The 26,164-nt window shown below is 70.0% G+C and carries 17 protein-coding genes; 5 read left to right on the top strand and 12 right to left on the bottom strand.

The features are described from left to right. Positions 1–63: 63 nt before the first annotated feature. From IEZ15_RS09660 to IEZ15_RS09630, 7 genes are all read right to left on the bottom strand, one after another. Positions 64–792, bottom strand: coding sequence for a GntR family transcriptional regulator (locus IEZ15_RS09660; protein WP_114247414.1), 729 nt, complete (start codon positions 790–792; stop codon positions 64–66). Positions 793–880: 88 nt separating this feature from the next. Continuing rightward, on the bottom strand, positions 881–1,825 hold the full coding sequence (locus tag IEZ15_RS09655; protein WP_229845815.1) for an ornithine cyclodeaminase family protein: 945 nt from the start codon (positions 1,823–1,825) through the stop codon (positions 881–883). After that, the gene (locus IEZ15_RS09650) at positions 1,822–2,823 is read right to left on the bottom strand and encodes a proline racemase family protein (protein ID WP_189275831.1); all 1,002 of its coding nucleotides are present in this window, start codon (positions 2,821–2,823) and stop codon (positions 1,822–1,824) included. The genes IEZ15_RS09655 and IEZ15_RS09650 overlap by 4 nt, the downstream gene beginning before the upstream one ends. An 87-nt stretch (positions 2,824–2,910) precedes the next feature. Next, entirely contained in the window at positions 2,911–3,819 is a 909-nt protein-coding gene (locus IEZ15_RS09645) for a dihydrodipicolinate synthase family protein (RefSeq protein ID WP_189275830.1), read from the bottom strand. Between the two features lie 111 nt (positions 3,820–3,930). Further along, positions 3,931–5,409: an FAD/NAD(P)-dependent oxidoreductase gene (locus IEZ15_RS09640; RefSeq protein ID WP_189275828.1), complete on the bottom strand. Its 1,479-nt coding sequence runs from the start codon at positions 5,407–5,409 to the stop codon at positions 3,931–3,933. Further along, positions 5,390–5,716, bottom strand: a complete 327-nt coding sequence (locus tag IEZ15_RS09635; RefSeq protein WP_229845814.1) for a (2Fe-2S)-binding protein — start codon at positions 5,714–5,716, stop codon at positions 5,390–5,392. Before IEZ15_RS09635 ends, IEZ15_RS09640 begins: the two co-directional genes overlap by 20 nt. A 37-nt stretch (positions 5,717–5,753) precedes the next feature. Next, positions 5,754–6,914 (bottom strand): NAD(P)/FAD-dependent oxidoreductase, encoded by a 1,161-nt coding sequence (locus IEZ15_RS09630; RefSeq protein WP_189275825.1) that lies wholly within the window; start codon positions 6,912–6,914, stop codon positions 5,754–5,756. A gap of 160 nt (positions 6,915–7,074) precedes the next feature. Here IEZ15_RS09630 and IEZ15_RS09625 point away from each other — a divergent pair, with 160 nt between their 5' ends. Then, entirely contained in the window at positions 7,075–10,188 is a 3,114-nt protein-coding gene (locus IEZ15_RS09625) for an alpha-mannosidase (protein ID WP_189275823.1), read from the top strand. Positions 10,189–10,246: 58 nt separating this feature from the next. Here the strand turns inward: IEZ15_RS09625 and IEZ15_RS09620 are convergent, their stop codons facing one another. The 3 genes from IEZ15_RS09620 to IEZ15_RS09610 form a co-directional block, all read right to left on the bottom strand. Beyond that, positions 10,247–11,989 (bottom strand): pyruvate dehydrogenase, encoded by a 1,743-nt coding sequence (locus IEZ15_RS09620; protein WP_114247407.1) that lies wholly within the window; start codon positions 11,987–11,989, stop codon positions 10,247–10,249. Positions 11,990–12,054: 65 nt separating this feature from the next. Further along, positions 12,055–13,725: a protein phosphatase 2C domain-containing protein gene (locus tag IEZ15_RS09615; protein ID WP_189275821.1), complete on the bottom strand. Its 1,671-nt coding sequence runs from the start codon at positions 13,723–13,725 to the stop codon at positions 12,055–12,057. 127 nt (positions 13,726–13,852) lie between these two features. After that, positions 13,853–17,614 (bottom strand): S8 family peptidase, encoded by a 3,762-nt coding sequence (locus IEZ15_RS09610; RefSeq protein WP_189275819.1) that lies wholly within the window; start codon positions 17,612–17,614, stop codon positions 13,853–13,855. A 210-nt stretch (positions 17,615–17,824) separates the two neighbouring features. Between IEZ15_RS09610 and IEZ15_RS09605 the strand changes: the two genes are divergently transcribed. The 3 genes from IEZ15_RS09605 (at position 17,825) to IEZ15_RS09595 (ending at position 21,977) form a co-directional block, all read left to right on the top strand. Beyond that, the gene (locus IEZ15_RS09605; RefSeq protein WP_189275817.1) at positions 17,825–18,814 is read left to right on the top strand and encodes a helix-turn-helix domain-containing protein; all 990 of its coding nucleotides are present in this window, start codon (positions 17,825–17,827) and stop codon (positions 18,812–18,814) included. Between the two features lie 128 nt (positions 18,815–18,942). Further along, complete coding sequence (locus tag IEZ15_RS09600; protein ID WP_189275815.1) at positions 18,943–19,425, top strand: DUF456 domain-containing protein; 483 nt, start codon at positions 18,943–18,945, stop codon at positions 19,423–19,425. A 164-nt stretch (positions 19,426–19,589) separates the two neighbouring features. Next, on the top strand, positions 19,590–21,977 hold the full coding sequence (locus IEZ15_RS09595; RefSeq protein ID WP_189275813.1) for a glycosyl hydrolase family 95 catalytic domain-containing protein: 2,388 nt from the start codon (positions 19,590–19,592) through the stop codon (positions 21,975–21,977). A gap of 343 nt (positions 21,978–22,320) precedes the next feature. Here the strand turns inward: IEZ15_RS09595 and IEZ15_RS09590 are convergent, their stop codons facing one another. Beyond that, positions 22,321–23,013, bottom strand: coding sequence for a MerR family transcriptional regulator (locus tag IEZ15_RS09590; protein WP_114247402.1), 693 nt, complete (start codon positions 23,011–23,013; stop codon positions 22,321–22,323). Between the two features lie 267 nt (positions 23,014–23,280). Here IEZ15_RS09590 and IEZ15_RS09585 point away from each other — a divergent pair, with 267 nt between their 5' ends. Continuing rightward, on the top strand, positions 23,281–24,618 hold the full coding sequence (locus IEZ15_RS09585) for a DUF3533 domain-containing protein (protein WP_189275811.1): 1,338 nt from the start codon (positions 23,281–23,283) through the stop codon (positions 24,616–24,618). A gap of 145 nt (positions 24,619–24,763) precedes the next feature. Here the strand turns inward: IEZ15_RS09585 and IEZ15_RS09580 are convergent, their stop codons facing one another. Further along, entirely contained in the window at positions 24,764–26,131 is a 1,368-nt protein-coding gene (locus tag IEZ15_RS09580; RefSeq protein WP_308427391.1) for a DNA-3-methyladenine glycosylase 2 family protein, read from the bottom strand. Positions 26,132–26,164: the final 33 nt, after the last annotated feature.

The following is a 26,164-nucleotide window of genomic DNA, read 5'->3' as shown; positions in this document are numbered from 1 at the left end:
CGCGTATCGGAGCGGCCGACGAAGGACGGAGCGCCCCTGGGACGCTGCGACGGGACCGACGGTTCAGGCCTCTGCGACCGGCAGCGACACCCTTCTGATCTGGATGCCTCCCGCGCCCGTGTCGTTGCCCTCCTCCTCGGCCCAGAGCGACCTGACATGTGACATGTGGGTCAGCATGCAGGCCTCGGAGCGCTGCGCGTCACCAGCGATCATGAGGTCGAGCAGTTGGACATGCTCCTCGGCCGATACGGTCAACTGCCCGGTCTCGGCAAGACGGTTCAGTCCGAAGAGGCGCGATCGCTTGCGCAGGCTGCCGACTTCCTCCACCAGTCTGCGGTTGCCGGCCAGCCCGAGCAGTTCGAGATGGAAGCGACGGTCCGCCTCCAGGTAGCCGATGATGTCGTGCTCGGCGGCTGCGGCGACGATCGCCAGAGCGAGCGGCCGCAGCGCCTTCAGCTCCCTGACCTTGCCCATCCGGGCAATGCGGCCGACTGTGGGTACCTCGATCATGGCGCGGAGTTCGGTGAAGTCGTCGAGGTCCTGATCGGTCAACTCGGTTATCCGGAAGCCCTTGTTGCGGACCGCTTCGACCAGGCCCTCACGCGCCAGGTCGAGCATGGCCTCGCGGACCGGGGTGGCGGACACCCCGAATTCGGCAGCGAGCGCGGGAGCGGAGTAGATCATGCCCGGACGGAGGTCCCCGGCGATCAGGGCCGCCCTGAGGGCGTTCGCCACCTGGTCGCGCAAGTGCTCTTGCACCGAGATGACATTGAGCGTCGACAGGCGGGCCATGTTTGTTCCTCCAACGCCGTGCGGGCCCTCAGAATACAATGTCACGTTTCCGCTCGGGCCCGTCGCTCCTGGCCTGTGGACAACTCGGTCAGGGCGCCGACTTCCGGTGCACCGCCGCGGCGACCGCGAGGTCTTCCCAGCCCATTCCGACGCTCTTGAAGAACCGGGGGCGCTCGAAGGCAACCGGCTTCTCACCGGGGATCCGACCGGTCACCAGGTCGGCGAGGTTGCCGGCGATGTCCTCGGCTCCGAAGGCTCCTTCCGCCATCGGGATCAGCAGATCGCCCGCCTCCGACAGGGCTGCCACCCTCGATTCGACGAACACGGTGGAGCGTGACACCAGCGTGGTGTCCACCTCCCGGGCATCCGGGGTGTGCGAACCGACCGCGACGACCGTCGCCCCGTCCGGTACCAGGGCGCCGTCGAACAGCGGGGTTGCGGACGTGGTGCAGCAGAGCACCAGATCCGCCGTGGCGACCTCCTCGGTCCCGTGCGCCGCGCCCGCACGGGCGTCCACGCCGAGTTGACGGGCATGCTCGACCAGTGCGGTGACCCGGCGCGGGGTACGGCCGATCACGGTGACGCGTTCGACGTGCCGTTCCGCGAGCACCGCGGCAAGGTGTCCGTACGCCTGGGGGCCGGTTCCGAAGAGCACCAGATGACGCAGGACGGGCCCGGTGAGGTGGCGGATCGCCAGTGCGGACACGGCCGGTGTGCGCAACGTGGTGAGCGCGGCCCCGTCGAGCAGGGCGAGCGGCAGCAGAGTGGGGCCGTCGAGCAGCAGATAGCTTCCGGTGATCCGGGGCAGGTCGCGTGCCGGGTTGCCGGGGGCGACTCCGGCGATCTTCACTCCGGTCACCCGCTGGGTGGTGGCAGGCATGATCAGAAGTTCCCCGCCGGGCACTGTGACATGGTGCCGGGCCGGGGAGGTCTCCGGATCGAGTCCCCCGCTCAGCGCCGCCTCCAGGGCGTCCAGGGCTCCGGTCGGTCCCAGGACCTCGATGTCGTCGGCGCCGAGCAGGGGCAGGTTCACAGCAGGAATCCTTCGGGGAAGGGGTCGGACGGGTTCAGGAAGAATTGTGCGGTACCGGTGATCCAGGCACGGCCCGTGATGGTCGGGACGACGGCGGGCAGCCCGCCCACGGTGGTCTTCTCGATGAGACGCCCGGTGAACGACGTTCCGATGAAGGACTCGTTCACGAAGTCGGTGTCCAGGGGAAGTTCACCGCGTGCGTGCAGTTGGGCCATGCGTGCCGAGGTGCCGGTTCCGCAGGGCGACCGGTCGAACCAGCCGGGGTGGATGGCCATCGCATGTCGGGAGTGGCGGGAATCGGAACCGGGTGCGATGAACTGCACGTGCTTGAGGCCGTGGATGTCGGGGTCTTCTGGGTGAACGGGCCGGTCAGCGGCGTTGACCGCGTCCTTCAGGGCGAGTCCGGCCGCCAGGATGTCGTCCTTGCGCGCCCGGTCGAAGGGCAGCCCGAGGTCGGACAGTTGCACCATCGCGTAGAAGTTTCCGCCGTAGGCGAGGTCGTAGCGGACCGGTCCGTAGCCGGGTACGTCCACCGTCCGGTCGAGTGCGACGCTGAACGCGGGAACCATGGTCAGGGTGACAGCTGCGGCCGCGCCGTCCCTCACCCGGACGTCGACGCTGACGAGTCCGGCCGGGGTGTCCAGCCGTACGGTGGTGACGGGTTCGGTGACCTCGACCATGCCGGTCTCCACCAGAACGGTCGCGACCCCGATGGTGCCGTGCCCGCACATCGGCAGACACCCGGAAACCTCTATATAGAGGACGCCGAAGTCCGCGTCGGGCCGGGTGGGCGGTTGGAGGATCGCACCGCTCATGGCGGCGTGGCCGCGCGGTTCGTACATGAGCAGTGTGCGCACGGCGTCCCGGTGCTCCTGGAAGTACCTGCGCCGTTCGGCCATCGTGGCACCGGGGATGGTGCCGATGCCGCCGGTGATGACGCGGGTGGGCATGCCCTCGGTGTGTGAGTCGACCGCATGGAAAATGTGACGTGTCTGCAAGGCTCCCCCTGGTTCGTCAGTTCGTCACGAAGAACACTAAGAACGGGCTGGGTCGGGCGCTGGCCATGTACAACGGCCGGACCGCGCTCAGCCGAGGCCCCCGGCCAGTGCCTTCTCCGTCGCGGCACGTACGGCGGCCTCGTCGTCGGCGGGCAGGGGAAGACGTGGCGGACGGGTACGGCCGCCGTGGCGACCGACAACGTCCATGGATGCCTTGATGGCCTGGACGAACTCCGGCTTCGAGTCCCACCGCAGCAGGGGATGCAGCTCGCGGTACAGCGGCAGGGCAGTTGCCATGTCACCCGTCACAGCGGCTTGGTACAGCTCGACACAGCAGGACGGCAACATGTTCGGACAGCCGGCGATCCAGCCGACGGCCCCGGCGAGTGCCAGTTCCAGCAGTACGTCGTCGGCGCCCACGAGCACGTCGAGGCCGGGCGCCTGTTCGGCGATCTCGTAGGCCCGTCGGACATCGCCGCTGAACTCCTTGACCGCCACGATGCTGCCCTCCTGGTGGAGAGCGGCGAGCAGGCTCGGTGTCAGATCCACCTTGGTGTCGTACGGATTGTTGTACGCGACGACCGGAACCCCGACTTCGGCCACAGCGGCGTAGTGGGCTCGGACCGCCGCGTCCTCGCAGCGGTATCCGATGGGCGGCAGGAGCAGCACCGAACCGGCGCCCGCCTCTGCGGCCTGTTCCGCCCAGCGCCGCGACTCCGCGCTGCCGTAGGCGGAGACGCCCGGCATGACGCGGCTGCCGTCGCCTGCCGCCTCGACGGCGACCCGGACCATCTGCTCGCGTTCGCTGTCGGTCAGGGTCTGGTACTCCCCCAGTGACCCGTTGGGCACCACACCGTCGCAACCCGCCTCGATGAGCTGTCGGACATGCGTGGCATATGCGTCGTAGTCGATCGTGCAGTCGTCGCGCAATGTGAGCGGGGTGGCGACCATGACCCCGTGCCAGGGGCGGGTGCGCGGGTGGTTGTTCGTCTGCATCGTGGCTCCTTGAGAGGTGTGACATGTCATGGTTCAACGGAAATACGGGCAGTCTCTGGCGGCGCGCAGTGCCGAGGCGCGACCGAGGCGTGTCGGGGGGCGGCTGCGGGTCTATGCGGGTTCGGCCAGGTCGGCGAGCGTGGACAGCCTCACCGGGCAGGCCAGCGGGCGCCGGTCGGGGCCGTCCGGCTCTTCACCGGCGCCGCGTCCGCTGCCGTGCGCGTCGGCCAGTTCGCGGACGGCGAATCCGCAGGTCCGGCCCTGACACCACCCCATTCCGGCCCGGGTGAGCAGTTTGACGGTCCTGGTGTCACCGGCTCCGAACTCCTCGCACGCGGTACGGATCCGGCCCGCGGTGACTTCTTCGCAACGGCAGACCTCCGTGTCGCCGGTCAGCCATTCGCTCCACCCCGCCCCCGGCCGGTGCACGGCACCCATCAACGTGGAAAAGGCCCGCAGACGACGTCGGGAGCGAAGCAGAGCGACTGCTCTGCGCGCCGCTGCCCGCTGCACGCCGCCCCGCATCTCGCGAATAACCGATAGCGCTGCCAACTCGCCTTCGCAGAGGGCAAGTTCGACGCCTCCGATGCCGCCGGCCTCTCCCGCCGCCCAGACCCCCGGCACGGTGGTCCTGAGCTGCTGGTCGAGGGTGACCGCATGCGTGCCGTCCGCGCACGCGCGCGTACCGCAGCCCGCCGCCACGGCGAGTTCCAGCTGAGGAGCGAGCCCGTGTCCGACAGCGAGCGCATCGCAGGCGATCTCGCGGCCGGTCCCCGGCACGGGGCGCCACCGGCGGTCCACCCGGCTGACGGTCACCGCCTCCACCCGGTCGTCGCCGTGCACGTCGGTCACCGCCCGGCGAGTCAGCATTCGGACTCCGGCGCCGGTCAGTGCCGCCCCGTGCCGGACCCCTTCCGCCATCTTGCCGGGGTTGGCGGCCAGCACCTGGGGAGCGCGCGCGTACGCCCCGTATCCGGACGCTTCGATGAGTGCGGGAACGCTCGCACCGGCGCGCGTCAGCGAAAGGGCGACGGCCTGCAGAAGCGGGCCGCTCCCCGCGACCACGATCCGGCGGCCGGGCAGCACCAGGCCGGACTTGAGCATGGCCTGGGCGCCGGCCGCGCTCACCACACCCGGAAGCGTCCAGCCGGGGAAGGGGAGTTGACGTTCATGGGCACCCGTCGCCAGCAGCAGTCGGCGGGCCCGGACAGCGGAACGTTGATCCCCTTCGGCTCCGGTGACGGCGTGCAGGATCCAGTCGCCGTCACCGGCTCGTTCGACCGTCCACACCTGATGGTTGGGGAGATGGCGGATCGCGCCCGAGTCGCGGTGCGCGGCAAGTCGTGCGGAGAGTTCCGCGAAGACGGGCCAGCCATGGTGGAGGGCGCCGGGCCGGGTCGCGCCGAGCCCGCCGGGTGGGCTTCGGTAGTACTGCCCACCGGGCGTGACGGCCGAGTCCAGCAGAACCACGTCGAGCCCGTGATCGGCCGCGGTGACGGCGGCGGCCAGGCCGGCCGGTCCCGCGCCCACCACGGCGAGTCCGGCGCAGTCCGCGTCCCGGGGGCGGCGTTCATCTGTCGAGTGCGGCATACCCGTCACCCTCCTGTGTGGTGATGGCGTCGCCGGGGCGGGCGGGAAGCAGGCATGCACGCTGGTTCGGACGGCCGTTGACCGTGGCCAGACAGTCGTAGCAGGCGCCGATGCCGCAGAAGGCTCCACGCGGCCGGCCGTGGACCCGAGTGGTGCGCCAGGTCAGGATGCCCGCCGACCAGAGGGTGGCGGCGATGCTCTGCCCCGGCAGTCCACGAATCGGGCGCCCGTCGAAGGTCAGCTGGAATTCCGGTTCGGGCCGCGCCGCGACGAGCTCGGCCGGGGTACGCGCATGGGTACGTCTCACAGGGTCCTCTCCCGGGGCACGCGAGCCCCCTTCGCAGTCATGTGACATGGCACGTGGTATCGAACCGGTCCGGGGCGAACGGTCCGGGATCGAGTACCGGCTGCCGCCCGGCGATCGCGTCGGCGATCAGCAGCCCGGTCGCGGGGGCCAGCCCGATCCCGGCCCCTTCGTGGCCGCAGGCGTGGAAGAGGCCTGGCACCCGGGGGTCCGGGCCGATCGCCGGCAGGTGATCGGGCAGGTAGGGGCGGAACCCGTGGTAGGCGCGCATCACCCGCACATCCGCCAATACGGGGAAGAGAGCGGCGGCCTGGGCGGCCAGCCGGGCGATCGCCGGAACCGACAACGTCCGGTCGAAGCCGACCCGTTCGCGGCTGGCCCCGATCAGCACCGGGCCCGAAGGGGTTCCCTCCACCACGGGCGAGGTCTGCAGCGCCGCGGACCCGCTCGACACATCGGACACGTACTCCGCCGCGTAGACCTTGTGCCGGATCAGCCGCGGCAACGGCTCGGTGACGAGCACGAACCCCCTGCGCGGCAGGACCGGCAGGTCCACCCCGGCCATTGCGGCCAGGTCGCCGCCCCAGGTGCCCGCCGCGTTGACGACCACCGGGGCGCGCAGTTCACTCCGTGCGGTGCGCACCCCGCGTACCGCGCCATCCCGGTGCCTGAGTATCCCGACGACTTCCTCCCCCGGGCACAGTCGTGCTCCGGAGCGGCCGGCTTCCCGTAACAACTCGGCTGCCGCCAGGGCTGGTTGAACCTGAGCGTCTTGCGGGTAATGGCAGCCTCCGGCGAGGTGCGGTGCGAGGTGAGGCTCGGCATCGCGGAGCCGGTCGGATGTGACGTGGTACGCCTCGACTCCGGCTCCCCGCTGGGTGGCGGCCGTCGTGGACAGGGTGGTCAGGGATTCCTCGGACGCCGCCACGACCAGACCACCCTTGATCTCGTACTCGATGTCCGAAGAAAGTTCTTCCGACAGTTCGCGCCACAAGGAGGCCGAGAGCAGAGCCAGTTCCAGTTCGGGGCCTGGCAATTTGTCGGAGACCAGGAGGTTGCCCTCCCCGGCTCCGGTGGTGCCTCCGGCGACCGAACCTCGGTCGACGACGGCTACGGACAGTCCGGACCGGGAGGCGTAGTAGGCGCAGGCGGCACCGACCACTCCGGCCCCGACGATGACGACATCCAGGGGCTGTCTCATGAACACGACAGTAATATGTCACATTGTTTTGATGCCGCCAAGGGTGCGTGCAGGGCCAGTTGATCAACCATCACCCCGTCGCGCCGCTCGCAGGGGTGCCGGTTCCGCCGCCGGGGAAGTGGAGCCATGAACACCGCAGGCGCCGACCCGAGGAGCCGTGATGCACGACGACCGCACATTGGTGGAGGACCGCCTCGAAAGGGCCCTGCACCAGTTCATCCGCCCGGCCCAGTACCCGGCCCGGAACCCGCTCGCCCTCTCCGTCCGGCACATCCCCGGCGAACCCGTACCGGTGGCCGAGGTACTGGAGGGAACCTACGAGCCGTTCACTGCAGGTACGGAGTGGGGGAAACCGTGGTCCACCAGCTGGTTCCGGCTGGAGGGGGCGGTGCCCGAGGACTGGGCGGGGCGGCGCGTCGAAGTGGTCGTCGACCCCGGCTTCTCCGGTCAGGGGCCCGGATTCCAGGCCGAGGGGATGCTGTACGACACCGCGGGCGTTCCGCTCAAGGGCATCCACCCGCGAAATCGGCATCTGACGGTCGCGTCCCGGGCCACCGGCGGTGAACCGGTCTCATTGCTCCTGGAGGCGGCGGCCAACCCGGCGATTCTGGAGCACGGCTTCGCGCCGACGCCGCTCGGGGACGTACTCACGGCGGGTGACCGGCCCCTCTACCGGTTCGCCTCCGCGGACCTCGCCGTGCTGGACGAGGAGGTCTGGCATCTCGTTCTGGACATCGAGGTGCTCTCCGAGCTGATGCGGGAACTGCCCGTCGACCGGTCCCGGCGGCACGAGATCCTGCGGGCGCTGGAGTGCATGCTCGATGCGCTGGATCTGCACGATGTGGCGGGCACGGCGCGAGCCGGCCGGGACCGGCTCACCGAGGTGCTGTCCCGGCCGGCGTCGGCGAGCGCACACCGGATCTCGGCCGCCGGGCATGCGCACATCGACTCGGCGTGGCTGTGGCCGCTGCGCGAGACGGTACGCAAGGCCTCGCGCACCTTCGCCAATGTCACCGCGCTGGCCCAGGACTATCCGGAGCTGGTCTTCGCCGCGTCGCAGGCCCAGCAGTACGCCTGGGTGAAGGAGCATCAGCCGCACATCTGGGAGCGGATCAAGCGGGCCGTGGCGGACGGACAGTGGACGCCCGTGGGGTCGATGTGGGTGGAGTCCGATGCGAATATGCCGGGCGGTGAGGCGCTTGCCCGGCAGATCGTGCACGGCAAGCGGTTCTTCGAGCAGGAGCTGGGGGTGGAGACTGAGGAGATCTGGCTGCCGGACTCCTTCGGCTGCACGGCCGCCTTCCCGCAGCTGGCGCGACTGGCAGGGGTGAAATGGTTCCTGACGCAGAAGCTGTCCTGGAATCAGAGCAATAAAATGCCACATCACACCTTCTGGTGGGAGGGCATCGACGGGACCAGGGTCTTCACTCACTTCCCTCCCGTGGACACCTACAACGCACAGATCCATGGCCGCGAACTGGCCCATGCGGAAAGGAACTTCACGGAGAAGGGCCTGGCGACGCGCTCCCTCGTCCCGTTCGGCTGGGGTGACGGCGGGGGCGGTCCGACCCGCGAGATGCTGGAGAAGGCACGCAGGCTCAGGGATCTGGAGGGTTCGCCCAGGGTCGAGATCCAGAGGCCGTCGGCGTTCTTCGCGGCGGCCGAGGAGGAGTACGGGTCACAGGCACCGGTCTGGTCCGGTGAGCTGTATCTGGAGCTGCACCGGGCCACGTACACCACCCAGGCCAAGACCAAGCAGGGCAACCGACGCAGCGAGCACCTGCTCCGTGAGGCCGAGTTGTGGGCCACCACGGCGGCGCTGCGGACTCCCGGCCACCCCTATCCGTACGAGGCGCTGGACCGGCTGTGGAAGACGGTGCTGTTGCATCAGTTCCATGACATCCTGCCGGGCTCGTCGATCGCCTGGGTGCACCGGGAGGCCCACGAGACATACGAACGGGTGCGGGAGCAGCTGGCCGATCTGGTGGCGGACGCGGTGGCGGCGCTGGGTGGGGCCAAGGCTCTCGTGGCGCTCAACTCATCGCCGTACCGACGGAGTCAGGTGGTCGAGCTGGATGCCGGGGCGAGCGCGGTGCTGCCCTCGGGTGCGCATGTGCAGCCGCTGGGCGAGGGGCGTACGGCGGTGCTGGCCGAGACACCCGCACTGGGCGCGGGTCTGCTGGACGGCTCGGCGGTTCCGGAGCACGCGGTCACGGTGACCTGCTCGGCGGACGAGGGTTTCGCATTCGACAACGGGCTGCTGCGGGTCGTGGTCGACGGCGACGGGCTGATCGCCGCCGTCCGCGATCTCGGGGCGGGGCGGGACGTCCTCGCCCCCGGTCACCGGGCCAACCTTCTCCAGTTGCATCCGGATCATCCCAATCACTGGGATGCGTGGGACATCGACCGCCACTACCGCCGCACCCGCACCGATCTCACCGACGCCGACTCCGTCGAACTGGTCGAGGAGGGACCGTTGCGGGCCGCCGTCCGTGTGATGCGGTCGTTCGGGGCGTCGCGCGTCGTGCAGGAGATCCGGCTGACCGCCGGCAGCCGACGGATCGACATCGACACCGAGGTGGAATGGCGGGAGTCGGAGAAGGTCCTCAAGGTGTCGTTCCCGCTCGATGTGCACGCCGAACGGTCCACGGCCGAGATCCAGTTCGGGCACATTCACCGCCCGACACACGACAACACCGGCTGGGACGCGGCCCGTTTCGAGATCTGCGCCCATCGCTGGCTGCGGGTCGCCGAGCCTGGGTACGGCATCACATTGCTCAACGACTCGACGTACGGGCACGAGGTGACCCGGACCCCGCACGCTTCGGGCCTGGGCACGACCGTACGGCTGACGCTGCTGCGCGCCCCGCACAGCCCGGACCCGGAGACCGACCTCGGCAGGCATCGGTTCACGTACGCGCTGGCGCCGGGCGGTGAGGTCACGGATGCGGTACGGGAGGGGCTGGCGCTCAATCTGCCGTTGCGGGCGGCCGTTGCGCCGGTCCTGCCGCCACTGATCAGTACCGGGCATCCGGCAGTCACTGTGGAGTCGGTCAAGCTCGCCGAGGACCGCAGCGGCGATGTGATCGTGCGGCTGTACGAGTCGGCGGGCGGGCGCGCCGACACGACGCTGCGGGTCGGATTCCCCGTCGTGCAGGCCCGGATCACCGACCTGCTGGAACGGCCGCTGCACGGGGCGGACACCGATGAGCACGGTCTCGTACTGTCGCTGCGGCCGTTCCAGATCCTGACGGTCCGCCTGACCCCTTCCTGAGGACCCGGCCGACCCCGGCGTGAAGTCCCGGCCCGCCCCGCCCGCTGCTCGGGTTCGTTCAGGGGCGGGGCACGTTCCGCAGGTTGGAGCGGGCCATCTGGACCATCCGGCCGACTCCGCCGTCCAGCACGATCTTGCTGGCGGAGAGCGCGAAGCCGGTCACCATCTCCGCGCTGATCTTCGGCGGGATGGAGAGCGCGTTGGGGTCGGTGACGACATCGACGAGCGCCGGGCCCTTGTGCTTGAAGGCGTCCTTGAGGGCGCTTTCGAGCTGCTTGGGCTTCTCCACCCGTACGCCGTACGCCCCGGCTGCCCGGGCGATCGCCGCGAAGTCCGGGTTCTTGTTGGTCGTACCGAACGAAGGCAGGCCGGCGACGAGCATCTCCAACTCGACCATGCCGAGCGAGGAGTTGTTGAACAGTACGACCTTCACCGGCAGGTTGTACTGCACCAGGGTGAGGAAGTCGCCCATCAGCATGGTGAATCCGCCGTCGCCGGACATCGACACCACCTGCCGGTTCCGGTCGACGAACTGGGCGCCGATGGCCTGCGGCAGCGCGTTGGCCATCGAGCCGTGGCTGAACGAACCGATGACGCGGCGTTTGCCGTTGGGCGAGAGATAGCGGGCGGCCCAGACATTGCACATGCCGGTGTCGACGGTGAACACGGCGTCGTCGTCAGCCAGATCGTCCAGCACCGAGGCGACGTACTCCGGGTGGATCGGGATGTGCTTCTCGACCTTGCGGGTGTACGCCTTGACCACGCCCTCCAGCGCGTCGGCGTGCTTCTTCAGCATCCGGTCGAGGAACTTGCGGTCGGTCTTGGTCCTGACCCGCGGGGTCAGACATCTCAGTGTCTCGCGGACATCGCCCCAGACCGCCAGATCCAGCTTGGAACGGCGGCCGAGGTGCTCAGGGCGCACATCGACCTGGACGATCTTCACATCGCTGGGAAGGAAGGCGTTGTACGGAAAGTCGGTGCCGAGCAGGATGAGGAGATCGCACTCGTTGGTCGCCTCGTAGGCAGCGCCGTAGCCGAGCAGTCCGCTCATGCCGACGTCGTACGGGTTGTCGTACTGGATCCATTCCTTGCCGCGCAGCGCGTGCCCGACCGGGGCCTTCACCCGCTCGGCGAACTCCATCACCTCGGCGTGGGCACCCGCCGTGCCGCTGCCGCAGAACAATGTCACACGTTTCGCCTCGTCGACCATCCGGCAGAGCTTCTCGATCTCCTCGTCACCGGGCCGTACCGTCGGCCGCGAAGTGACCAGGGCGTGCTCGACCGACTTCTCCGGGGCGGGCTGCGATGCAATGTCACCCGGCATCGAGACGACGCTGACGCCACCTCGGCCGATCGCGTGCTGAATGGCCGTCTGGAGCAGCCGCGGCATCTGCTGCGGATTGGAGATCATCTCGTTGTAGTGACTGCACTCCTGGAAGAGCAGCTCCGGATGGGTCTCCTGAAAGTAGCCGAGACCGATCTCGCTCGAAGGAATGTGCGAGGCGAGGGCGAGAACGGGTGCCATGGAGCGGTGGGCGTCGTAGAGGCCGTTGATGAGGTGCAGATTGCCGGGGCCGCAGGAGCCCGCGCAGGACGCCAGCGAGCCGGTGATCTGGGCCTCGGCTCCGGCGGCGAACGCGGCGGTCTCCTCGTGCCTGACCTGGATCCACTCGATGGCCGAGTTGCGGCGGATGGCGTCGACGACCGGGTTGAGACTGTCGCCGACGACGCCGTACATACGCTTGACGCCCGCCCGGGCGAGGATGTCGACGAACTGCTCCGACACGTTCTGCTTGGCCATGGGTGCGTACCCTTTCCGCGCTTCGGCTTCCGGACTCCGCATCCATCAACCCATGGCGCGCGTGGTTACGCCTCCCAGACGCCGACACTCGTACGGTCGTCGGAGTACCCCTTCACCCTGAGCTGGGTGTCCGCGAGGAAGGTGGTGAGCCCGGGTGCCTGGTCGGGGGTCCAGCGTTCGGCGAGCTCCTGGGCGAGCGCGGGCTCGCCGCGGAGGGGGTCGGCGAGACCGCTGCTGCACAGCAACAGGGTGTCCCCCGGCCGGGCCACCGACGCCCGGAACCGGAACGGCTCGGTGGGCGGGGCGAACGGGCTCTCGACATACGGGGACGGGGGCGTGGCGATGTCCGGATCCAGGGTGAGGTGGTCTCCGTCGGGGCCGCTCCCGGGAGAGGGGGAGCCGAATCCGACCGCGGCTTCGCCGCTGACGTCACCGGCTTCCGGAACCTTCGGTTCGAGGTCCTGCCAGCCGCCGTCGCGCAGCCGGAAGAGCCCACCGGTGCCGACGCCGAAGAAGACCCTGGTACGGCAGTCCGGGTCCGCCGACAGCAGGAGGCAGCGCAGGCCCGCCGTGTACTGCTGCGGTTCGAGTCCCAGCTCGGCGGCGCGGGCGCGCAGCTTGCCGTAGCTGCGGTCGGTGAGGCGGTGCAGGCCGGATTTGAGGTCGCCGCGGCGGCCGGCCCTTATGTCCTCGGAGAGCCGGACATGGCTGCGGCCGACGGCACCGCCGATCCAGCGGCAGGCGTCGGCCGCCGCCAGATGCGCCCGCTCGGTGGCGCGGGCCCCGGTGGCGACGGCGACCAGGACGAGCGCACTCCTGTCGGTGCCGAAGCGCACGGTGAGCAGCGCATCGCGGCGGGGCTCTCCCCGCAACCGTGCGGAGTCCCCGCGCACGGAGGCGGCGCGCAGGGTGTACGTGCCGTATCCGGCGCCGTCGAGCACCGTGTCGGCGACCAGACCGTCCAGCTCTTGGGGGACGGTGGCGGGCAGCGCGGTGGGCTCGGCGTCGTAGGTGGGCGGCCGGTCACCCACATGGCTGATCGCGGGGCGGAGTGGGGCGGGTGTGGGTGCGGGTACGGCAGGTATGCGTTCCGGCTCGGGTACGAGTGCCTGTGCGGTGACCGTGGTGACGGGGGCTTGCCAGGCGGCCGGTCCTTCGCTTCCCGGCCGCCCGGGCAGAGGCGGCGCCGGCGCAGACGCCCCATCGGCGGTGGATGGCTCGGGCGCGAGCTCGGGCCCCGACGGCAAGTCCGGCCCCGACGGCAGGCCGACGGCAGCCGGAGGACCGGACGGAACCGGCGGTACGGCGAAGGTGCGCGGCTGCGAAGGGCCGGCCGGGGACGCACCCGGGCCGCGTACGGGCGCAACCGGCGGCTCCCACGGAGCACGCACCCGCACCGGTTCAGGCACCAAGGGCGCGGACGGCGCGGGCCCGGCCGGTGCGACTGGCGGAGGCGGAGGCACGGACGGCGGAGGCACGGACGGCGGAGGCGGCAGCGGCGGCCCGGCCGACGTGCCCGGCACCACCGCCGAAGGCGGAAGCAGAAGCCCAGCCCCCTCCCCCGCCCCGTCAAACCCCCCGGGCCCGCCCTGACTCACCGCGTCCGACGCCGAGTCGAATCGGTCGTCGAGGCTGTCGGCCGCGCTGCTCGCCCCGGCGTCCCTTGCGGTCTCGTCGTACAGCCTGCGCCACCAGTCGTCCTCGTGGGCGGCGGGCCTCTCCCCCTGCTGGCTCATGCCCTCATTGTCCACCGCACGGGCCTTACGAAAACGGGTCATCCGGAAAAAGTGGCCACCAAAAAAGGTCCGCCGGGCGGCCCCACCCCCCACGGGAAGGACGCCCGGCGGACCGGTCAGGACGTGATCAGCGCACGGCGTACGCGTCGTTCACGGTCTGGATGACGGAGTTGCCGTTGGCGTCCGTCAGTTCGGTCTTCAGGGTGACCGGCTTGCCGGCCGCGCCCGTGTGGTTCACGGTCGCGGTCCAGTGGCCGCCCTGCTGTGCGGTGGTGGCCCGGGTCCAGGTCTCGCCACCGTCGTACGAGTAGGAGACCTTGGCGGCGACCAGCTTGCCGGGCGTGTAGCCCGCGTGGCCGGTGACGCTCAGGCCGATCGTCTGACCGTCCTTCGCCGGGAGGGTCTTGAGTCCGTCGGTCTCCAGGTCGTAGCCCGGGAAGAGCAGCGGAATCCCCTGCGAGTACACGTTCTCGTCCCGCTCCGAGCGGAACTTCCAGGTGGTCTCGGTGCTGGTGGACCGCTTCCACACGGCGGCGGGCTGGCCGAACTTGGCGGTGGTCATGGTGAGTTCGTACGCGGCGTCCCCGGCCGGGACGGTGAACACCCCGGACGGCCAGCCGGACTCACCGAGCACCTCGCCACCGCTGGTCAGCCGCATGCTGCCGATGTCTCCGAAGGCGCCCTGGAGACCGGCGTGCTCGGTGTCGCTCCAGAAGCCCGGGGCGACGCCGATCAGGTTGTCCTGCCGCTCGGCGGCGAGCTGGACCTTGCCCGCGGCGTCACGCGGAGCGGCCGGGACCGGGATGCCCCGGTACCAGTTCTCCGTACGCTGGGATCCTGCCGTGTACGTACGGGGCTGGTCGACCATGTACTCGCCCCAGGGGAAGCTGGAGGAGAGGTACCGCTCCCAGCCGGTGTCGCCCGCCGAGTAGTACTCGGTGCGCTTGCCGGGGACGGCGACGGTGTCGAAGCCACCGGAGTAACTCCCGCCGTACGGGCGGTTGATGATCATCGTGTCGACGTAGTCGGCCGCGACGCCCATCGCCTCGTACGTGGCGGTGGACTTGCCGAGCTTGCTGTCACGGACCTTGTAGGTGCGGTCCGAGGTGACGGGGCCGGCCTCGGGGAAGGCGAGGTTGTAGACGAACGGGCTGGCGGCGGTGGCCTTCCAGCTCAGCTTCACGGGGCCGTCGGCCAGGGCTGCCTTCAGGGCGTCGGCCTCGCTCGACTCGATACCGAGAGAGGGCAGCGGCGCCGGACCGTAGCCGACGGACGGCTTCCAGGGGCCCGCGGACGGCCGGTACGCGATGACCGCCTTCGCTCCCGCGGCCTTGGCGTTCCGCGCCTGAGTGGCCATCATCCCGTCATCGGCGATCTCGACCAGGGCGATCTTGCCCGAGACACCGGCGGTCTTCAGCTCGTCGGAGGTGCCGGTGCCCGCGTCGACGAGTGCGGCCTCCCCGGTACCGTCGAGGTTGACGGAGCCGGTGCTCGCCGCCGTCGGGTGCAGTGCGGCGCCGCCGACGACCGACAGCTTCTCGATCTGCGGGGCGTACGCGCGCCAGAGGCTGGCGAACTCGAAGTCGCCGTCGCTCGCCTTGCCCTGCACGTCTGCCAGATAGTTCATGCCGGTGGCGGTGCCGGTGATGGAACCGGAGTGCAGCCAGACATCGTCCCAGCTGCGGCCGAAGGAGAGCGTCGTGGAGCGGCTCTCGGACGCGCGGTCCTGCGTCTTCACCTGGATCCGGTGGGCCTTGCGGGCGTCCAGGACCAGGGTGGTGTCCTTGGTGACGTTCAGCTGCGGCCTGGCCAGGTAGCCGACGGACTCGACCATCCGGCCGGTGGCGTCCTTCAGGTCCGGCGACGTGATGAAGCTGGAGACGAAGTACGCACCGGGGCGCACCTGGTAAACCTGGTCGGTGGCACCGTCGTTGAAGCGTCGCTCACCACTGGCGGTGTCGGTGCCGATGATGTCCAGCGAGGAGGAGCCCGCGGCGGGCTTGCCGGTGCGGTCGACGAGCTTGACGCGCAGGGTGACGGTCTCCGGTCCGACGTACATCGAGAACGGGGTGGAGACCTTGACGCCGTCGGGCCCGGTGGCGAGCACACGTCCTGTGACATCGCCGTACTGGGATGCCTTCAGCTTCGCGGTCGGGTCGATGTGCAGCGGGACCTCGACGGTGGCTCCGGCCGGGACGGTGACGGTGCTCGCGTCGAGCTTCGCAACCGAGGAGCGGACGTCCGAGCCGTCGTTGCCGGTGACGCCCTGGACCTTGAGCGACAGCTTCACCGGCTTGGTGCCGGAGTTCGTGTACGGGACATCGACCGCGGTGCGGTCGCTCTTGTCCTGCGGCCAGTTGAACGTGCCGCCCTGGACGGCGGGGGCGCCGACGACGGTGGTGTCGATGGCGGCCTTCACATCGAGGCGGCCACCGCCGGTCTCGCGTACGTCGCCGGGGATGTCGCTCTTCGCGGAGGACACGAGGGCCGCCTTGATCTGCTGAGCGGTCCACTCCGGGTGACGCTGCTTCACGATGGCTGCGGCGCCCGCGACATGCGGGGTGGCCATCGACGTACCGGACATCGTCCGGTAGGCGTAGACACCGCGGCCGCCTGCTGCGGCGGCCGAGATGGCGACGCCGGGAGCGGCGATCTCGGGCTTGAGGGTGTGCGATCCGATCACGGGTCCGCGGCTGGAGAACTGGGCCGTGGAGTCGTCGCGGTCGACGGCGCCGACAGTCAGCACGCTCGGGGCGCAGCCCGGCGAGGAGACGGTGTTCAGCGTCGGCCCCGAGTTACCGGCCGCGATCACGAACAGGGTGTTCTTGCTCCGGGCGAGTTCCTCGGCGGCGACGCTCATCGGGTCGGTGCAGTCGGTCGGCGTCGGGCTGCCCAGGCTCATGGAGACGACGTCGGCCTTCTGGTCGACGGCCCACTGCATACCCGCGATGATCCAGGACTCGGCGCCGGAGCCGCTGTCGTTGAGGACCTTGCCCGCGAGCAGGTCCGCGCCGGGTGCGACGCCCTTCTTCTTGCCGTCGCTGGCGGCGCCGGAGCCACCCACGGTGGAGATGGTGTGGGTGCCGTGGCCCTGCCGGTCGTCGGTGGTGTCGGAGTCGGTGAAGTTCTCCGAGGCGGCGACCCGGCCCTTGAGGTCGGGGTGTTCGGCGTCGACACCGGTGTCGAGCACGGCGACCTTGGTGCCCTTGCCGTCGTATCCGGCGGCCCAGGCGAGGTCGGCGCCGATCTGCTTGGTCGACTTGTCGAGAGTGGCCTGGACCTTGCGGTCGAGCCAGAGCTTCTTCAGACCGGAGGCCGAGCGGGAACGGGTGTTGGTGACGTCGGACCAGAAGTCGGCGGCCTTCCCCTTGTCCGCCTTGAGCGCAACGCCGTCGATCGCGTCGAGTTCGAGTCCGCGCTTGGCGCCGCGCGGGGTGGCGGGCGCGGAGCGGGCGATGTCCTTGCCGTAGACCGCGATCAGCGGCAGCGACTTGGTGCTCGCGTCGTCGTAACCCTGGCGGATGAGCCCGGTGACGTTGAAGAGTTCCTCGTCCACCGTGCCCGCGGCCAGCGCGTCAGTGGCGGTGTCGGGGTAGACGTAGAGGTCCTTGCCGGACTGCCTGGTCTGTACGAGGGGGACGGTGCCGTCCTCGCGCGGCAGTGCGACGACCGATGCGGCCCCCGAACTGTCCGTACTCACCAGGACCTTGTCTCCGGTGACCAGAGTGACGGTGACCGGCTTGCCCTCCTTGGCGGCGGCCGCACTGCCGGTCAGTGGTCTCTTCGCGGTCGTCTCGTCCTGCGGCGCTGCCGCGGACGGTGCGATCGCGGTGACGGCCAGGACGGCGGCGGTGGCCGCTCCCAGTGCCGTACGCGATATCGGACGCATCGCTCTCCCCAAGTAAAACCGGAACGTCTCTTAACAAACCGCAGCATTCCGGAGGTTGTTGGTACTGCGGTGGCGCCACATTGGCAGAGCGACGGGCGATAAAGGGATGATGTACACGGCGGGTTTACGCCGTGGCCGCTTTCCGCCACGACCGGGCGCCCGAGGACAGCGACATCGTGCGGAATCAATGCGTCCGGGAGGGGTCCGGGGATGCTGGGAGCCATAGGTCTCGACGAGATACAGGAGTCGGCGTACCGCGCGCTCGTGGCGGTGGGAGCCGCGGAGGTCTCCGATCTCGCGCACCGGCTGGCACTTCCCGAGTCGGACACCGAACGGGCGTTGCGCCGGCTGGAACAGCATGGGCTGGCCGCCCAGTCGTCGGCCCGCACGGGCCGCTGGGTGGCCGCGCCGCCGGGCGTGGCGCTGGGTGCGCTGCTGACCCAGCAGCGCCATGAGCTGGAGCAGGCGGAACTGGCGGCGGCACTGCTCGCCGAGGAGTACCGGGCGGAGGCCACCGATTCGGCCGTGCACGATCTGGTCGAGGTGGTCACGGGCGCGAGCGCGGTGGCGCACCGTTTCCACCAGCTGCAGCTGGGTGCGACGAGCGAGGTGTGCGCCCTGGTCACCGGGAAGCCGATCGCGGTTTCCGGAATGGAGAACGAGTCCGAGGAGCAGGCTGCCACGCGCGGGGTGTCGTTCCGGGTGGTGGTCGAGCGCGAGGTGCTCGCGCTGCCGTCCGGGATCACGGAGCTGTCGGCCGCGCTGAGCCGTGACGAGCAGTGCAGGGTCGTCGACCGGGTGCCCACCAAGCTGGTCATCGCCGACACGGCCCTGGCGATGGTGCCACTGACCGGACGGGGCGCCGAGCCTGCGGCACTGGTGGTTCATGCCTCCGGGCTGCTGGAGTCATTGATGGGGCTCTTCGAGGCGGTGTGGCGCGAAGCCATGCCGCTCAGGCTCGGCGAGAGCGGCCGGATGGAGGAGGAGTCCACCGGACCCGATGCGACGGACCTGGAGATTCTTTCGCTGCTGCTGGCCGGGCTGACGGATGCGAGCGTGGCGAAGCAGTTGGAGCTGGGGCTGCGGACCGTACAGCGGCGGGTGAAGGGCCTGATGGAGCTGACCGGGGTGTCGACCCGGCTGCAGCTGGGCTGGCACGCGTACGAGCGGGGCTGGGTGTCCCGGACGCCACGGACCTGAACGAGGCCCCGCCGGATACCCCGGCCCGGTGTCCCCGCCGCTTCGTCACGGCTCTGAGCTGCACCGACGGTCCCCGCCCCGAGCCGCGCTGACGGGCGGGACCGGCCGGACTCCGGCAGGCTGGTCAGATGGGAGTGTGGCAGCTCGTCGCCGTCGGCCTGGTGATGCTTCTCGGCCTGGTCGGCGTGCTGGTGCCGGGGGTGCCGGGGCAGGCGATCGTCTGGGCCGCCGTGCTGTGGTGGGCGTTGACCGACATGACTCCGGCCGCCTGGGGGGTACTCATGGGTGCCACCGCACTGCTTCTGCTGAACCAGGCGCTGAAGCTGTTGCTGCCGCCGCGCCGCCCGAGTGAGTCCGGTGCACCGCGCAAGACGCTGATGCTGGGCGGGGCCGGCGCGATCGTGGGCTTCTTCGTAGTGCCGGTGGTGGGCGGGATCGTCGGTTATGTGGGGGCCGTCTACGGGGCGGAGCGGCTGCGGCTCGGCAGCCATGGGGCGGGGTGGGCATCGGTCCGCTCGGTGATGCGGGCGACGGGCTGTTCCGTGCTCGTCGAGCTCTATGCATGTCTGCTGGTGACGGGGGCCTGGCTGGGCGCGGTGATCTGGGCCTGACCTTCTCCCCTCCCCCTGACCGTCTGAATGGATGCTGTCCAGACAGAGGGCAACACATCGGATCTCTGTCGCTCTATTGACGCAATGACGCCCCCTGCCTACCTTCCCTGAAGGAATAGCTCGGATGAATTGTTGTGTCTGCGTACGAGTCGCCAGGAGACGCCTTGCCCACAGCACCGGACCCCTCCAGCCCGTCCCGGAACGAAGCCCCTTCCCCCTCCCGGAGAAGCGTTCTCGCCACCGGCACCGCGATCGGCGGCGCACTCGTGGTGAGCGGTGTGTCCGTCCCCGCCCAGGCAGCCGCCCCGGCCGCCCCTGCACCCGCCGCCCCGGCCCCTGCCACCGTGCACTCCCCCGACGACAGCTGGCGCACGGTCCTGGACGACGCCGACCTGCTCTGGCAGAAGCTGCCGAAGACCTGGTACGAGGGCCCGTATCTGGGCAACGGCCGCCTCGGCTCCGGCATCTACGCCGAGCCCGGCGCCACCACCACGGCCGTCCGCTTCAACGTCCAGCACTCCGAGGTCCAGGACCACCGCCCGGAGTTCGGTTCCCTCTTCGGCCTCGCCCGCCTCCCGATCGGCCACTTCACACTGGAGCCGGCCGGCACCATCACCGGCATCGACTGGCGGATGCGGCTGCACACCGCCGAGCTCGAAGGCACGATCACCACGACCGCGGGCACCTTGAAGCTCCGCGCCTTCGTCCACTCCTCCAGCGATCTGCTCGCCGTGGAGGTCACCCCGAGCGCGGGCGAAATGGACTTCCGCTGGGTCTTCCACCCGGCCGACGCGATCAGTCCGCGAGCCGGCTTCCAGAAGCTTCCCGCCGGCTACACCGGCAATCCTCCCGCCACCGTCGAGGAGCACGGGGGATCATCGGCCGCCGTCCAGCCGCTGCTGGCGGGCGGCGAGCATGTCACCGCCTGGCGTGAGGTCACCCGCGGTGGGGCACGCACCCTGTACGTCACGGTCACGCACTCGCACCCGAGGGCGACAGCCTGCGACCGTGCGCTGCGCCACGTGAGGACCGCGGCCGACCTCCCGTACGGCCGGCTCGTCGGACCGCATCACATCTGGTGGGACCGGTACTACCGCAAGAGCTTCCTGTCGCTCCCGGACGCCCGGCTGCAGCGCTTCTACTGGATACAGCTGTACAAGACGGCATCGGCGGCGCGTAAGGACGCCCCCGTGATGGCCACTTCCGGTCCCTGGCTCGAACCCACTCCCTGGCCCAACACCTGGTGGAACCTCAACGCCCAGCTGGAGTACTGGCTGATCCATGGCTCCAACCACCTGGAGCTCGACGCGATCACCCGGTCCCTGAGCGAATTCCGCGACAACCTTCCCAAAGAAGTGGCCACCCCCTACCGGGCCGATTCGGCCGGACTGCCACGCACCACGGACCCGCATCTGATCAACGGCGGTGCCACCGCCCCCGTCCTCGGCTACGGCGTCGGCATTCCGGGCCAGGACCCGCCCACCCCCGAGGTCGGCAATCTGACCTGGGCGCTGCACAACGTCTGGCTCTCCTACCGCCACACCATGGACAAGTCGATCCTGCGCGACACCCTGTTCCCGCTGCTGCGCAAGGCCGTCAACTACTACCTGCACTTCCTCACGCCCGGTACGGACGGCAAGCTGCATCTCCCGGCCACGTTCTCTCCCGAGTACGGCGTCAACGCGCCGGACTGCAACTACGACCTGATGCTGCTGCGCTGGGGCTGCCGCACCCTGCTCGACTCGGCGAGGGAACTCGGCGTCCGCGACCCGCTGACCGGCCGCTGGCAGGAGGTGCTGTCCAAGCTCACCCCCTATCCGGTCGACGGGAACGGCTTCATGATCGGCGCCGGGGCCCCGTTCGCGAAGTCTCACCGCCACTTCTCGCACCTCCTGGCGGTCTACCCGCTGTACGAGGTCAATGGCTCCACCGCGGACGAGCGCGCCCTGATCGAGAAGTCCCTGGCCCACTGGGTCGGTTTCGAGGGCGCCCTGCAGGGCTACACCTTCACGGGTGCCGCCTCCATATCCGCCCTGCTCGGCAAGGGCGAGGACGCGCTGAAATACCTCGGCGAACTGATGAGCCGCTTCATCCAGGCCAACACGATGTACAAGGAGTCCGGCCCCGTCATCGAGACCCCGCTTGCGGCAGCCCAGTCGCTGCACGACATGGTGTGCCAGTCGTGGGGCGGCACGATCAGGGTCTTCCCTGCGCTGCCCGCCGCCTGGCGGGAGATGACCGTCCATGACTTCCGTACGCAGGGGGCGTTCCTGCTCAGTGCGGTACGCGAAGAGGGGCGGACCCGCTGGGTGCGGGTGACCAGCGAGGCGGGCGCGCCGTGCGTCGTACGCCATGGCATCGAGGGTGCCTTCGAGATCCGAGACCGGCACGGACGACCGCTGGATTACGAGGAGTTGGCCGACGGTGCGGTACGCATCCGCCTGCGCAAGGGCGACTCGGCGCTGATCACGGCGAAGGGCGACCGTCCGGACCTGACCGTCCGCCCGGTCACGGCGAACGAGCCCGCGCCACGCTGGGGCCTGCCGGCCTGAGCCCCGGCCCGGAGCCCTGGGACCAGTGTCCGATACGTCGGACGCCGCAGGTGCAGGGTACGCGTGTGGGCCTGATTCAATAACCGGATTCAGCGAGGCCGAGCGCGCGTACCTCAGCACCCAACGGCTGGGACCTCGACGAAGAGAAGAGGCCTGTCCTCGCCCCTCGTCCTGCCACGCCTCGCCGAGGACGTGCGGGGCGATGTCGTCCGGCAGCGGGGAGATCGGTGAGCTGTGCGGGGTTCCCGCCCCGGTCGGAGAGGTCAAGCCAGGCCCGGATCAGCTTCAGCATCGGTCGGTCCACCACGCGTCGGGCCACCCGGGCCATGAGCACGTCGTCGGTTCAGTGACTTTCCCTCGGATGGTCGACCGGGCGCGTCGTGGACCGTGGGCCTGCACCGTCAGTTGTGCGGGCCCACGCTGTCCGGTGGCGGGACTCGTCCTCCTGGGCAAGGCGCCGCAGAATTGCCAGAACCGGTTCGAGGAGCAGAACGACGATTGCTGCGTGCTCGGCGAGCCTGAGGCGGTCCTCGATGTCTTCGAGCCTGTCGAGGTCCAGCCTGGCGGCGGCGGCGGCCAGTTCGGCGTAGGGCAGCAGGTCCTCGGTGCTGTACTCCATGCCGAGGCGGCTGAGGTCCATCAGGCTCGCGGCGAGTGCGCGGCGGTGCGGCGATTCCTCGGAGATGTCCCAGCCCATGGCACCCAGCAGCTGGTCGACCTGCGGCGCCTGCTCGCCGACCGCGTCGGTCTCGGCGGCGTCGACCGGGGTGGGCAATGCGTAGTGGACGACTCCGAGCGTGGCCAGCGGATCGAGCGGCTGGTCGATCGCCGCGAGGACGTCGCGGGTGGCGGCGATGGACAGGCCGCCGCGGGCGGTCAGGGCACGGATCAGCCGCAGGCGCTGGATGTGCTCGTCGCCGTACATGGTCAGCGTGGCTCCGAGGGCTCGGCCGGGCGGCAGCAGGCCTTCACGCAGGTAGTACTTGATCGTCCCGACCGGTGTTCCGGTCAGGCGGCTCAGGTCTGAGACTTTCATGCACTCACTCACTCGAACTGTTCTGTGTGACGAGTATCCCAGGCTTCCAGATAGACGCAGCTGTTCGATAGTGCCACTATCGAACTAGAAAGTGAAAGTTTCTAGTGGGTCGTCAACCGGCCACGATGCCGGAAACCCCTCCCTTCCACACTTCGAGCGCCACCTCGGCGCGACATCGCAACTGGAGCACGATGCCAGCCCAACGTCCCACAGGAACCAGGTGCCACGACCAGGCCCCTGTCACGCCCCGCCGCTCCGGGAGGCGACATGTCTGAGCCCACCCGCGCGCTCAGCGCGAGCGCGCGCGGGTTGCTGCGCCGGCGGAGCCTGTGGCTGCCGTCCGCGCTGATCCTCGGGATGCTGTCGTTCGTCCTGTCGCTGCTCTACCTGGGTGCCAACAACGATCCGGTCGGTTCGATGAAGGACATGCCGATCGCCCTGGTCAACGCGGACCAGGGCACCCAGGTCGCCGGCAAGCAGATCAATCTGGGCGCGCAGATCACCTCGCAGATCACGGGCTCTGCCGATCTGAAGGACAAGGTCTCCTGGAAGCAGGTCGACCGCCGCACCGCCGACGACCTCCTGGGCAAGGGCAAGGTGTTCGGGGCGCTCGTCATCCCGGACAACTTCTCCGCCTCCGTGGCCGCCCTCGCCGGCCCGCTCCAGCACGATCCGCACCCGCCGGCCATGACCGTGCTGACCAACCCCGCCGCCGGAAGCTTCGGCTCTTCCATGGCCGCGGAGATCAACCGCAAGGTCGTCCAGACCACCTCCGCGCAGGTGGGCCGGCAGCTGAGCCAGCAGGCCGAGAAGCAGGCTGCGTCCGGCTCCGCCGAACGGCCGACCGCGCCGGGCGCCGCCGCACAGCTGATGATCGCCGACCCGGTCAAGGCCACGATCGAGGAGGGCCACCCGCTCGGCCACCACAGCGGCCTCGGGCTGAGCTCGTTCTTCTACACCCTCGTCCTCGTCCTGGGCGGCATGCTGGGCGCCAACGTCATCCACACCCAGGTGGACACCGCACTCGGCTACATCGCCAGTGACAAGGGCCCGTTCCGCACCGTCAAGCCCGTGCAACACATCAGCCGGGTAAGCCACTTCGCGGTCAGCTCGGTCCTCATGGTCGTCCTGTCGATGCTGACCTCCGCGCTGGCCATGGCCGCCGCCGTCGGCATCATCGGCATCGACGCCTCCCACCTGCTCCTGCTGTGGATCTTCGGAACGTGTGCCACGGCCGCGATGGGCATCACCGCCCTGGCCCTGCTTGCCGTGCTCGGCACACCGGGGCCCCTCGTGACCATGCTCGTGCTGATCGGCCTGGCCATCCCGTCCGCCGGTGCCACGATCCCGCTGCAGGCACTGCCCGGCTTCTACCGGTTCTTGGCGGACTTCGAACCGTTCCGCCAGGTGGTGGACGGCGTCCGGTCCATCCTCTACTTCGGCGCGCAGGCCGACGCCGGACTTGGACGCGCCTGGACCATGGTCGGCATCGGCTTCGCCGCCTCCCTCCTCCTCGGCCTCGCGGTCACCCGCCTCTACGACCGCAAGGGCCTGCACCGGTCCGCACCCCACGCGCCGGCGCCGCAGCCCGCTCCGATCGGCTGACCTGCCCGAGAAAGGATCCGACGCCGGCCTCGCGCCGGCGTCGGACCGCAGCCGCGCAGATACTTCTGTTGCTTGGACCCCATGAATCCCGACTTCACCTGCAATCACGGAGTCCACGCCACGAGGGAAGGAACACCGCTTCAGCTCAACCGAAACGGCGAGGTTGGAGGCTCAGGTGTCGTGCGGCGTACGAACGCCAGGGCCGCCACCGCTCCGCCTCGGGCCTCCCGTCCGGATCCACATCGGGGTCGCCGAGCGCACGCATCCTGATGAGCGCCGCCGCTGCCGGACCGATCCCCGGCAGCCGCAGCAGCGCCTGCTCGGCCGCGTCGCGGTCGGCCCCGGCGTCGAGCCGTAGGTCCCCGTCGGCGAGCGCGGTCGCCAGAGCCCGCAGTGCCGGGTCGTCCACCGCACCGGCCAGCACTCCCGGCTCGGGAAAGACATGCGTGAGCCCGCCGCAGGGGACGTCGAGGACCTTCCCGTACATCTCGACGAGCCGCTCGGCCCCGGCCCCGCCCGCCAGCGTCCGTACGGCGAACTCCTCCGGATCCGCGGCACCCGGCGAGCGCAGCCCCGGGCGGGCTGCGACACTCGGTGCGAGTCGCGGGTCGGTGCCGAGCCGCTCGTCGACGGCGTACGGATCGGCGTCCAGGTCGAAGAGGCGCCGCAGCCGCTGCACGGCCGTCGTCAGATCCCGCAGGTCCGTGAGGTGGATCCGGGCGTCCAGCCAGGACCCGGCGGAGCGTTCGTCGACGGCCACGATGCCCGTGCCGTACGGGAGCCGCAGGGTGCGCCGGTAGGTACGGGCGCCGGGATCCCCGCTGACCTCCTCGATCCGGGCGACCGTCTCGCCCGCCAGCAGATCGAAGACCTCGCGGGCCGCGTACGGCCCCCGGTGGGCGAGCCGCAGCGGGATCCCGGTGGTGCGCGCCTCCCGCACCGCCGCTCCCAGCCCCGTCCCGGCCTCGGCGCGCAGCGCGCTCGGCGTACGGGCATAGATCTGCCGGATCGTGTCATTGAACTGCCGCACGCTGGCGAAGCCGGACGCGAAGGCGATCTCGGTCACGGGCAGTCCGGTCGTCTGGAGCAGCACCCTCGCGGTGTGTGCCCGCTGGGCGCGGGCGAGCGCGACGGGTCCGGCGCCCAGCTCCGCGTTGAGCTGCCGCTGCACCTGCCGCGAGCTGTAGCCGAGCCGGTGGGCGAGACCGGGCACACCCTCCCGGTCGACCACGCCGTCGCCGATCATCCGCATGGCTCGGCCGACGACATCGGCCCGGACGTTCCAGTCGGCGGAGCCGGGAACGGCGTCCGGGCGGCAGCGTCGGCACGCCCGGAAGCCGTTGCCCTGGGCGGCCGCCGCGGTCGGGTAGAAGCGGACGTTCTTCCGCTTGGGGGTGACGGCGGGGCAGCTCGGCCGGCAGTAGATGCCGGTCGTTTCGACGGCGAAGAAGAACTCCCCGTCGAAGCGGGCGTCACGGCTGCTCACCGCCTCGTACCTGGTCTGTTCGTCCATCACACCGTCCAGTGTGCGGCACCTCCGGGTACC

The organism is Streptomyces atratus, from assembly GCF_014648655.1.
Taxonomy (GTDB): Bacteria; Actinomycetota; Actinomycetes; order Streptomycetales; family Streptomycetaceae; genus Streptomyces; species Streptomyces atratus.
Note: the sequence above shows the minus strand (reverse complement) of the source record. Positions and strands in the feature narration are given on the sequence as shown.

What these genes read in the sequence shown, in the direction of transcription:
- IEZ15_RS09660 (WP_114247414.1), bottom strand. Translation starts at nt 792, where the DNA reads ATGGCCCGCCTGTCGACGCTCAATGTCATCTCGGTGCAAGAGCACTTG.
- IEZ15_RS09645 (WP_189275830.1), bottom strand. Translation starts at nt 3,819, where the DNA reads ATGCAGACGAACAACCACCCGCGCACCCGCCCCTGGCACGGGGTCATG.
- IEZ15_RS09640 (WP_189275828.1), bottom strand. Translation starts at nt 5,409, where the DNA reads ATGCCGCACTCGACAGATGAACGCCGCCCCCGGGACGCGGACTGCGCC.
- IEZ15_RS09630 (WP_189275825.1), bottom strand. Translation starts at nt 6,914, where the DNA reads ATGAGACAGCCCCTGGATGTCGTCATCGTCGGGGCCGGAGTGGTCGGT.
- IEZ15_RS09625 (WP_189275823.1), top strand. Translation starts at nt 7,075, where the DNA reads ATGCACGACGACCGCACATTGGTGGAGGACCGCCTCGAAAGGGCCCTG.
- IEZ15_RS09620 (WP_114247407.1), bottom strand. Translation starts at nt 11,989, where the DNA reads ATGGCCAAGCAGAACGTGTCGGAGCAGTTCGTCGACATCCTCGCCCGG.
- IEZ15_RS09615 (WP_189275821.1), bottom strand. Translation starts at nt 13,725, where the DNA reads ATGAGCCAGCAGGGGGAGAGGCCCGCCGCCCACGAGGACGACTGGTGG.
- IEZ15_RS09610 (WP_189275819.1), bottom strand. Translation starts at nt 17,614, where the DNA reads ATGCGTCCGATATCGCGTACGGCACTGGGAGCGGCCACCGCCGCCGTC.
- IEZ15_RS09605 (WP_189275817.1), top strand. Translation starts at nt 17,825, where the DNA reads ATGCTGGGAGCCATAGGTCTCGACGAGATACAGGAGTCGGCGTACCGC.
- IEZ15_RS09600 (WP_189275815.1), top strand. Translation starts at nt 18,943, where the DNA reads ATGGGAGTGTGGCAGCTCGTCGCCGTCGGCCTGGTGATGCTTCTCGGC.
- IEZ15_RS09590 (WP_114247402.1), bottom strand. Translation starts at nt 23,013, where the DNA reads ATGAAAGTCTCAGACCTGAGCCGCCTGACCGGAACACCGGTCGGGACG.
- IEZ15_RS09585 (WP_189275811.1), top strand. Translation starts at nt 23,281, where the DNA reads ATGTCTGAGCCCACCCGCGCGCTCAGCGCGAGCGCGCGCGGGTTGCTG.
- IEZ15_RS09580 (WP_308427391.1), bottom strand. Translation starts at nt 26,131, where the DNA reads ATGGACGAACAGACCAGGTACGAGGCGGTGAGCAGCCGTGACGCCCGC.